Source organism: Sandarakinorhabdus limnophila DSM 17366, assembly GCF_945882885.1.
Taxonomy (GTDB): Bacteria; Pseudomonadota; Alphaproteobacteria; order Sphingomonadales; family Sphingomonadaceae; genus Sandarakinorhabdus; species Sandarakinorhabdus limnophila_A.
In genome coordinates, this window is record NZ_CAMCWT010000074.1 from 1 (window position 1) to 9,156 (window position 9,156).

The following is a 9,156-nucleotide window of genomic DNA, read 5'->3' on the forward strand; positions in this document are numbered from 1 at the left end:
TCAGCGTGTCGACGGCGTTGATCACGTCGTCCATTGCGGCATCGCCGTTGGCGTGGATGAAGAGTTGCAGCCCGGCGGCGCTGGCAGCCTTGGCGGTGGCGAGAAATGCGGGATAGGGCTGAATGCCCTGCGCGCGCCAGTTTTCCTGCCCGGTGGGGCCGCCATGCAGATAGGGTGTGGTCATGTAGGCAGTGCGGCCTTGCGGGCTGCCATCCTGGGTGATCTTGATGCCTTGCAGCTTCAGCCGGCCCTGCCATTGCCCGAAGGCATAGGCCGGCTTGCCCAGCCATTTCGGCATATCAACAAAGCTGGGTAGTGCCACCACATCGAGCACGAGCCGCCCCTGCGCCGCCGCCGCCTGCAGCAGATCGAGATCAGCAAGGCTGGTAAAGCCATCATTGGCCAGCGTGTAGCCGTTTTTCGCATAAAGCTGCTGCACGGCGGCGAGATTCTGCAGGCGTTGCTCACGCGGCGGCGGTTTCAGTGCCGGGCCGGCCAGCATCAGCGCGCTTTCCCAGATCTGGCCGTTGGGGGTGCGGCCATCGGCTTCGCGGTTGATCAATCCGCCTTCGGGGACCTTGGTGTCGGGCGTGACGCCAATCGCTGCCAGCCCGGCCGAATTTAGCACCGCGCCGTGGCCGGAAACATGCATCACCAGCACCGGCCGATCCGGGAAGCGCGCATCGAGGTCGCGGCGGGTCAGGTCGCGCTTGTCGGCCAGCTGGCTGGCGTCATAACCCCACCCCACCAGCCATTCATTGGGCGCGATCTTCAGCGCCGCCGCACCATCGGCCAGTTTGCGCACCAGATCGGCAATGCTGGCCACTGTGCCAACCGGCGCGCCCGACACATTCACCCGCCGCGCCAGATCAACCGCCATGGCGAGGTGGCTGTGCGCATCGACCAGCCCTGGCAGCAGCGTGCGGCCCTTCAAATCAAGCCGCTGCGTTTCCGCGCCGGCGATCCGCTGCGCCTGCGCCAGCGGTCCGGCAAAGGCGATCCTGCCGCCCTCTACGACCACCGCCGCCACCGTTTGCGGCCTGTCCCCCACCATGGTCAGGATTGGGCCGCCGTGGATCAGCAGATCGGCGGCGCTGGCTGGGCTGGCCAACGCCACGATGCATCTCAGGCCAATGCGGCGGCTGATCATATATCCCCCAACTATCTGTATTAGACGTATCACACAGCGTGTGTGCACGGGAATCCTTCGCCACGCAAGACGCAGCCGGCCAAGGCAAACAGTTTGGCTCCCGTTCAGCTCCCCACCCTGATATGGTGAAGTGATGAGACTGATTCTGTTCACTGCCGCACTTTTTGCCGCCCCTGCCTTCGCGCAGTCGGCGCCGCTTCGCGTGGATATCAACGCTGGACTGATGCAGCCGATGCCGATTGCCGTGCCAGCCTTTGCCCCCGGCAATGGCGCCAGCACCGAAGCCGGTACCACCACGCAGATTGGCGAGCGCGCGGCGCAGGTCATTGCCAATGATTTGAAATCCTCAGGTCTGTTCCGGCCACTCGATCCCGCAGCCTACACAACCACGGTGGGCATTGATGATGTGCTGAAACCGGATTTCACGGCCTGGCGCACGATTGCCGCGCAGGCGCTGGTAACGGGAACGGTGACGGCCAATCCTGATGGCGGGATCACGCTGGCCTGTTATGCCTATGATGTGTTTGCCGGCGCCGAAATCGCGCGGCAAGGGTTCGTGACCACGGCAGCCGGTTGGCGCCGCGCCGCGCACAAATGCGCCGACCTCGTCTATTCACGCCTCACCGGAGAAAGCGGTTATTTCGACAGCCGCATTGTTTATGTGAGCGAAACGGGCACGCGCACTAAGCGCATCAAGCGGCTCGCCATCATGAATCAGGACGGCGCCGGCCACCGATTCCTCACTTCCGGTCAGAACCTGGTGCTCACGCCGCGCTTTGCGCCGGGGCAGCAGACCATCACCTACATGAGTTTCGAGAATAACCGCCCGCGCGTGTGGATCTACACGCTGGGCAGTGGCCGGCAGGAAGCGGTGGGCCAGTTTTCCGCCATGACCTTCGCGCCGCGCTTCTCACCCGACGGGCAGAACCTGGTGTTTTCCATGGCGGTGGGCGGCAACACCGATATCTATCGCTTCAACCTTGCCACCCGCAGCACGACGCGCCTCACCAGCGGACCGGGGATCGATACCTCGCCCAGCTATTCGCCCGATGGCACGAAGATCGTGTTTGAAAGCGATCGCGGCGGATCGCAGCAACTCTATGTGATGAACGCCGATGGCAGCGGCCAGAGCCGGATCAGCTTTGGCGAAGGCCGCTCCGCCAGCCCGGTGTGGAGCCCGCGTGGCGATTACATCGCCTTCACCCGCATTGGTGGCGGCCGTTTCGGCGTGGGCGTCATGCGCCCCGATGGCTCTGGCGAACGACTGCTGACCAACGGCTTTCAGGATGAAAGTCCGGCCTGGTCCCCCAATGGCCGCGTTATCCTGTTTGCCCGCGGCGACAGGTCGGGTCGTTCGGGCTTGTGGTCCGTCGATATTTCCGGTCTGAATGAACGCAGTATCGCGACTCCTCTGGATGCATCTGATCCGGCTTGGTCGCCCTTGTTACCCTGACAGTTGGAAGAGGAGCCCCCAAATGACCCGCCACCTGCCCAAATTGCCGTTGCTGGCGCTTGTTCTGCTTGCTGCCGCCTGCGCGCCCAAGAAGCCGCCGGCCGAATTGCAAGCTCCGCCGGCCACCGCCCGTCCGGAAACGCCGGCACCGAAGGAACGGCCAGCCTCCGTTGAAACGGGTGCCAGCAACATCGTGCCCGGCAGCCAGGATGATCTGCGCGCCCAGGCTGGCGGCGACACGGTGCTGTTTGCCTATGACAGCTATGAACTGGATGGCGAGGCCCGCGCCACGCTGCTGAAGCATGCGACCTGGCTGCGCGGAAACCCGAGCGTGCGCGTGACGCTGGAAGGCCATTGCGACGAACACGGCACCCGCGAATACAACCTCGCGCTGGGTGATCGCCGCGCCAATTCGGCGAAGAATTTCCTCGCATCGCAGGGGATCGACGTGGCCCGGCTCAGCACCATTTCCTATGGCAAGGAAAAGCCGGCCGTGGATGGCGCCGATGAAGCCGCCTATGCGCAGAACCGCCGCGCTGTCACCATGGTGATGAGCCGTTAAGGCCCCTTCCCCCTTCACCGTTTAATCGTTTACAGGCGTGCCCATGCGGATCATCCACATGGGCACGCCTTTTTTCGCCGTTCCGGCGATCGATGCGCTGGCAGCGGCCGGGCACGAGATCATCGCCGTCTATACCCGCGCGCCCAAGCCGGCCGGGCGCGGCAAGCAGTTGCAGATGAGCCCGGTCCACGCCCGCGCCGACGCGCTGGGTATTCCGGTCTTCACCCCGCGCAGCTTCCGTGATCCGACGGCGGTGGCGCAGTTCCTCGAAATCGCGCAGGGCTGCGATGTCGCCGTGGTCGCTGCCTATGGCCTGATCCTGCCGCGCGCCGTGCTCGACGCACCGCGCTTGGGCTGCCTCAACATCCACGGTTCGCTGTTGCCGCGCTGGCGCGGGGCGGCGCCGATCCAGCGCGCGGTGCTGGCCGGCGATGCCATCACCGGCGTGACCATCATGCAGATGGAGGAAGGGCTGGATACCGGCCCGATGCTGGCCACGGTAGAGACGCCCATCGACGCCAAGACCAGCGGCGATCTGTTTGCCGAACTGGCGCAGTTGGGCGCTGAATTGTTGGTCGACGTGCTGGCCCACCCGCGCACAGCGGTGCCGCAGCCGGAAGCCGGCGTCACACTCGCCCCGCGCATCGACAAGGCCGAAGCCCATCTCGATACCAGCCTGCCCGCTCTGCAACTGGAACGGCAGGTGCGCGGCTTCAATCCGGCACCAGGGGCCTGGATCGATATTGCCGGTGAACGGGTGAAGATCCTCGCCGCCAACGTTGAGCCCGCCCCGGCCGCGCCCGGCATCACCGTTGATGATCGGCTCGGGCTGGGCACGAGCGACGGTGTGTTGCGGCCCACGCTTGTGCAGCGCGCCGGCAAACCAGCCATGCCGGTCAAGGCCCTGCTCAACGGTTGGCGCGTTCCCGCCGGCTCACCGCTTGCATGACCCGTTTCCGTTTCACCGTGGAATATGATGGCCGGCCCTACTTTGGCTGGCAGCGGCAGGATCATGGCCCATCGGTGCAGGCCGCCATCGAGGAAGCGATCTTGCAGGTGACCGGCGAGACGGTGGACGTTCATGCGTCGGGCCGTACCGATGCCGGCGTCCACGCCCGCGCCATGCCGGCCCACGCCGATATCGAAAAATCCCTCACGCCGTTTCGCCTGATGGAGGCGATCAACGCCCGGTTAAAGCCGCAGCCGGTGGCCATTATCGATTGCGCGCAAGCCCCCAATTGGCACGCCCGCTTCGATTGCACCGGGCGGCGCTATCACTATCGCATCATCAACCGCCGCGCGCCGCTCAGCTTTGATGCCGGACTGGCCTGGCGGGTGCCGACGCCGCTGGACACTCAGGTCATGCACGCGGCGGCGCAGCGGCTGGTTGGCCAGCATGATTTCACCACCTTTCGTTCTACCAAGTGCCAGGCCAAATCACCGCTGCGCACGCTCGATCGGCTGGAGGTGACGCGCATGGGGGAAGAGGTGCATATCTTCGCCGCGGCCCGCAGTTTCCTGCATCACCAGGTGCGATCGATGGTCGGTTGCCTCAAGCTGGTCGGCGAAGGCAAGTGGAGCAGCGATGATCTTGCCGCCGCACTCGCCGCCCGTGATCGCGATGCGCTGGGGCTGAACGCGCCGCCCGATGGCTTGTATTTCATCGGCGCCACCTACCCCGAACTGTCGGTAGGCTTTACAACTGACTAAGTTTACTCGCTCGCCGATTGGGTAGATTCAGCCACTTGCCTGCAATCCACAAATTGGCACGCTAATTGCAGGTTTGTTGTCTGATCGCCACCGAAGAAGCACAACATGCCCCAAGGGCCACATCTTGCACACAGCCAACCTGGCCAGCGCGCCAAGCGCCTCTGGCTCTGGATGGGGCTGTCACTCGGAACCGCCGGCGGATTGCTGGCTGGCTGGCTGGCTGATCGCTGGCTGAAACTTCCGTCTGGCCGGCTCAACGCCAGCCAAGTGCCTCCGCCATAATGTGGAAGATCAGATTCTGCTCCATCACGCCGCGCACCAGATCGGCGCGCGGGCCTTCGGCAAACAACGCCACATCCTCACCGCCATGGCTTTCGCCGCTGGTGCCATAGGTCTTGTTGGCGAGATAATTGGGATCCGTGGGCGGCAACGTGCGGGACAGGCCGCGGCTCACGAAAGGCCCGTTGGCATAAGTCAGCGTCGTCATCGGCTGGCCGCGATCATCCAGCGCATAGCCTTCCGGGCTCAGGCCACCATCGCCTTCGCCACCGCCCTTGGGCGGCTTGATATAGCCCAATATGTCATTCCCGCGCTCTGGGTAGCCGGCGATGGTCAGCACATGGCTGTGATCGGCGGTGACCAGCACCAGCGCCTCATCCAGGTTCACGGACTTCAGCACCTCGGCCACGGTGGCGCTGAACATCTGCGCTTCCTTCAGCGCCCGATAGGGGTTGCTGGCGTGGTGGGCATGATCGATGCGGCCGCCTTCGATCATCAGATAATAGCCCTTGCCGCCGCGCGCCGCCTTGCCGGCCTCCAGCTTGGCCAGCGCAAAGCGCGCCAATTCCGGCAGGCTGGGCTCGGCCTCGTCCTTGCGGTCATGCTCGAAGCTCAGGTGATCGGGCGTAAACAGGCCTAAAACCGGGCCTGCGTTGCGGCTGTTCAATGCCCGCAGGCCCTTGGAGTCAGCAACAAACTGGCCCTGTGGCCAGGCCTTCTGCCAATTCTCCACCAAGTTGCGGCCATCATCGCGTTGGCCGCCCTTGCCCAGCGGCAGGAAGCGCGCACGTCCGCCACCCAGCACAACGTCCAGCCCGCCCTTGAAGCTCACCACCTGCGTGGCGAGATCGGCACAACCAGACGCGCGATCGGCGGCAGGATAGGCGCGATCTGCGCCTTCCCAATCGCGGAACGGCACATGGCCATAAACCGCGGCCGGCGTCGCATGGGTAATGCGGGTGGTGGTGACAACGCCCACGCCCATCCCCTGCCCCTTCGCGATCTCGGCCAGCGTGCGCGGCAGTTTTTCCGGCGTCTTGCAGGCCTCCACGCCCTGATCGGCGCCCATGTTGATGGTGCCAATGCGGGTTTTCACGCCGGTGTTCATGGCGCTGGCCGTGCCAGCGCTGTCAGCTGTCTGTGCGTTGGTGTTGTAGGTCTTGATCAGGGCGGTGCTGGCCATCTTGTCCCAAGCCAGGTTATTCTCCTCGCCGGTGGACGGCGCGCGGCCATCGATGGGATGCTGGCCGTCAAAGATACGCGCGGCGGTGAGCGTGGAGATGCCCATCCCGTCACCAACCATCAGGATGACATTCTTCGCGCGCTTCGGCCGATTCACCACTTTCAGGCGGGCATCAAGTGCGGCGCGGCCATCGGTCCACCAACTGTCCTTCACCGGCGTATCGAGCACCGGGGCAGCTGAAACAGAGGTGGCCAGCAGGCCAGCCACAAGCATTGCGCGCATCATCATGTCGTTTTCCCCTGCCCAAAAATCATTGCAGCACCGATGTTACAGCAATTTGATATCGCGCAGCCGTTCCAGCAGATAATCGTTCGCGGTTATCGGCGGCTCCTCTTGCGGCCCGCCGGGCAGCGCGGTGATCAGATAATCCGGCCGGAAATGCAGGAAGAACGGCGTTGAATAACGCGCCACACCCATGCGATCCGGTGCCGGATTGACAACACGGTGCGTGGTCGACGGCAGGCGATGCCCGGTCAGCCGTTGCAGCATGTCACCCACATTGCACACCAGGCTGCCGGCCGGCGCATCGATGAAGCGCCACTCACCATCCTTGCCGAGCAACTGCAGCCCGGCTTCCTCCGCACCCAGCAGAAGCGTGATGACATTGATATCCTCATGCGCGCCGGCCCGGATGGCGCCAGCGGTTTCCGGCGGAACCGGCGGATAATGCAGTAGGCGCAGGATGGAGTTTCCGTCGCGCACCGGATCGGCGAAGAACTCCGTGTCCAGCCCAAGGTGCACGGCAATGGCGCGCAGCAGGGTGGCGCCCGTCTTGTCGAGCGCGCCGAACAATGCCCACACCGCATCGTGGAAATCAGGGATTTCACTGGGCCACAGATTGGCTGGCATCACATCAGCATAAGCATGGCCCGGCGGCAGTTCGCGGCCCACATGCCAGAATTCCTTCAGATCGGCCTTGGCGTGGCCCTTGGCCGCCTCGACGCCGAAGGGGGTCAGCCCGCGCTGGCCGCCACCGCCGGGCACGACGTAACGGCGCTTCACATCTTCCGGCAGCGCAAAGAACGCCTTGGTGGCGGCATTGGCGCTGTCGATCAGTCCCTGATCGATGCCGTGATCGGACACCACGGCAAAACCGGTGCGGGCAAACGCATCGCCAAAACCAGCAGCAGCGGCGGCCAGATCGGTGTGCACCAGCGAAAGCGGAATCGGCTTGATGTCGGCAGCAAGTGTCATGTCCGCCCTTTGCCCCGGATTCTGGCCGTCTGCCAGTCCCCTTGAATACGGATCGTACCGGTTGACCAATGGCCGCAAGGCCCACCCGGCGCGCATTGCCGCGGTTGATGTGCGCCCGGCGGCTGGACCGCCAATGGCGAAGTGGCAGTTGGGTGACCTCGCCGACGCTGACCTTCACGGAAACCGTGACTTGCTACAGTGATCAGCGCAACAGTTCGTTTCTGTTTGCTTCGCAAATGACCACGCGGTTGAATGGCCGCCTTTCAGCCCGCATATGGTTCCAGATCGACAATGAAAACATTCAGAAGCTGGGCCGCGAGAACGACGATACTGTTATATTCGTTAAGCCGGTCTATAACTCGTGACCCACAGTTAACCGCCGGCTGCGGCATAGTCAAACTGTTGTTACCCATGGGGAGACAACAACATGAGAAGTTTTCTGCCGCTGGCTCTCGCTTTTCTGGCCACGCCGGCATTTGCCGAACCGATTCCGTCGGCGGTGGAAGCGATGATTGATGCAGCCGCCAGCCCAGAGGAACGGGCCGTGGTGGCCGGGATCGCAAAGAAAACCAACCCGGCCAGCGCTGCCGAGATCGATGCCAAACTGTCCGCAATCAACGCCGCCGCCGCCAAGGCCCGCGAAGAAAAGCTCGCTTCCCAGGGCTTTCTTGATGGCTGGAGCGGCCAGGGTGAGGCCGGCGGTTTCATTTCCACCGGCAACACCCGCAACCGCGGCGTGGCCGTGGGCGTGAGCCTGACCAAGGAAAGCCGCAGCTGGAAGCATGCCTTGCGCGGTATCGTCGACTATCAGGAAGACAATGGCGTGGCTTCGCGCGAACGCTATTTCGCCGGCTATGAAGGCAATTGGAAGTTCAGCAGCCGCGCCTATGCCCTGCTCGCCTTGAGCTGGGAGCGCGATCGCTTCACCGGCTTTTCCAGCCGCTTCACGCAGGCCATCGGCCTTGGCTATCGCGTGGTTGATACACCGAACCTGACCATCGCCGTGGATGGCGGCCCGGCATTGCGGCAAACACGGTTCATCAATGGCATTACCGATAACAGCGTCGCCGCCCGCGCCGGCCTCAACGCCAAATGGCAGATCAACGACATGCTGAACTTCACCCAGGCGGCGACCTATTATTATGACAACAGCAACAACTCGCTGCTGGCGCTGTCGCAGCTCACCGCCAAACTGAATGGCCGGCTTTCGGCGCGTTTTTCCTTCCAGTACAACAACGAAAGCAACCCGCCGCCGGGCCGCCTGAACAGCGATACCGTCACCCGCGCCACGCTGGTCTACAGTTTCTGAAACCCGGTTGACCCACAGGGACACCGCCACTATAGCAGCGCCTCCCGCTCGCCTGGATGGGGCCTGTGGCAGCGTAGCTCAGTTGGTGAGAGCGCCGGATTCATAACCCGGAGGTCGGCAGTTCAAATCTGCCCGCTGCTACCATCCCCTTCTGCCACATTCTCCCCTGCGACGAGGATGAGGTGGCAATCCAGCGCCACCACGGCTAAACATCTCTCCGTCATATTGGGGAGAATTTGCATGTCCATTCCTGCCG

Annotated in this window: 9 protein-coding genes and 1 tRNA gene; 7 read left to right on the top strand and 3 right to left on the bottom strand. The window is 63.7% G+C overall.

Annotated elements, in window-relative coordinates; genetic code table 11:
- Positions 1–1,150, bottom strand: a 1,150-nt coding sequence (locus Q7O19_RS12170) for an amidohydrolase (RefSeq protein ID WP_303810778.1), incomplete at its 3' end; no start/stop codon positions are given.
- Positions 1,151–1,283: 133 nt separating this feature from the next.
- On the opposite strand from Q7O19_RS12170, the gene tolB reads away from it, so the two are divergent.
- The 4 genes from tolB to truA are packed head-to-tail and all read left to right on the top strand — an operon-like array spanning position 1,284 to position 4,875.
- Positions 1,284–2,603, top strand: a complete 1,320-nt coding sequence (gene tolB, locus Q7O19_RS12175; protein ID WP_303810779.1) for a Tol-Pal system beta propeller repeat protein TolB — start codon at positions 1,284–1,286, stop codon at positions 2,601–2,603.
- A 22-nt stretch (positions 2,604–2,625) separates the two neighbouring features.
- The gene (gene pal / locus Q7O19_RS12180; RefSeq protein ID WP_303810780.1) at positions 2,626–3,165 is read left to right on the top strand and encodes a peptidoglycan-associated lipoprotein Pal; all 540 of its coding nucleotides are present in this window, start codon (positions 2,626–2,628) and stop codon (positions 3,163–3,165) included.
- Between the two features lie 43 nt (positions 3,166–3,208).
- Entirely contained in the window at positions 3,209–4,114 is a 906-nt protein-coding gene (fmt, locus tag Q7O19_RS12185; protein ID WP_303810781.1) for a methionyl-tRNA formyltransferase, read from the top strand.
- Positions 4,111–4,875: a tRNA pseudouridine(38-40) synthase TruA gene (truA, locus tag Q7O19_RS12190; RefSeq protein ID WP_303810782.1), complete on the top strand. Its 765-nt coding sequence runs from the start codon at positions 4,111–4,113 to the stop codon at positions 4,873–4,875. The genes fmt and truA overlap by 4 nt, the downstream gene beginning before the upstream one ends.
- Before the next feature lie 253 nt (positions 4,876–5,128).
- Here truA and Q7O19_RS12195 read toward each other — a convergent pair whose 3' ends face one another.
- A complete protein-coding gene (locus Q7O19_RS12195) occupies positions 5,129–6,625 on the bottom strand; it encodes an alkaline phosphatase (RefSeq protein WP_303810783.1) in 1,497 nt (498 codons plus the stop codon).
- Positions 6,626–6,664: 39 nt separating this feature from the next.
- The gene (locus tag Q7O19_RS12200) at positions 6,665–7,591 is read right to left on the bottom strand and encodes an isopenicillin N synthase family oxygenase (RefSeq protein ID WP_303810784.1); all 927 of its coding nucleotides are present in this window, start codon (positions 7,589–7,591) and stop codon (positions 6,665–6,667) included.
- 68 nt (positions 7,592–7,659) lie between these two features.
- Here Q7O19_RS12200 and Q7O19_RS12205 point away from each other — a divergent pair, with 68 nt between their 5' ends.
- The 3 genes from Q7O19_RS12205 (at position 7,660) to Q7O19_RS12215 (ending at position 9,044) form a co-directional block, all read left to right on the top strand.
- Positions 7,660–7,956: a DUF481 domain-containing protein gene (locus Q7O19_RS12205; RefSeq protein ID WP_303810785.1), complete on the top strand. Its 297-nt coding sequence runs from the start codon at positions 7,660–7,662 to the stop codon at positions 7,954–7,956.
- A 62-nt stretch (positions 7,957–8,018) separates the two neighbouring features.
- Positions 8,019–8,900: a YdiY family protein gene (locus Q7O19_RS12210; RefSeq protein WP_303810786.1), complete on the top strand. Its 882-nt coding sequence runs from the start codon at positions 8,019–8,021 to the stop codon at positions 8,898–8,900.
- A gap of 67 nt (positions 8,901–8,967) precedes the next feature.
- Positions 8,968–9,044 (top strand) — tRNA-Met (locus Q7O19_RS12215).
- The last annotated feature ends 112 nt before the right edge of the window (positions 9,045–9,156 follow it).

What these genes read in the sequence shown, in the direction of transcription:
- tolB (WP_303810779.1), top strand. Translation starts at nt 1,284, where the DNA reads ATGAGACTGATTCTGTTCACTGCCGCACTTTTTGCCGCCCCTGCCTTC.
- pal (WP_303810780.1), top strand. Translation starts at nt 2,626, where the DNA reads ATGACCCGCCACCTGCCCAAATTGCCGTTGCTGGCGCTTGTTCTGCTT.
- fmt (WP_303810781.1), top strand. Translation starts at nt 3,209, where the DNA reads ATGCGGATCATCCACATGGGCACGCCTTTTTTCGCCGTTCCGGCGATC.
- truA (WP_303810782.1), top strand. Translation starts at nt 4,111, where the DNA reads ATGACCCGTTTCCGTTTCACCGTGGAATATGATGGCCGGCCCTACTTT.
- Q7O19_RS12195 (WP_303810783.1), bottom strand. Translation starts at nt 6,625, where the DNA reads ATGATGATGCGCGCAATGCTTGTGGCTGGCCTGCTGGCCACCTCTGTT.
- Q7O19_RS12200 (WP_303810784.1), bottom strand. Translation starts at nt 7,591, where the DNA reads ATGACACTTGCTGCCGACATCAAGCCGATTCCGCTTTCGCTGGTGCAC.
- Q7O19_RS12205 (WP_303810785.1), top strand. Translation starts at nt 7,660, where the DNA reads ATGGCCGCAAGGCCCACCCGGCGCGCATTGCCGCGGTTGATGTGCGCC.
- Q7O19_RS12210 (WP_303810786.1), top strand. Translation starts at nt 8,019, where the DNA reads ATGAGAAGTTTTCTGCCGCTGGCTCTCGCTTTTCTGGCCACGCCGGCA.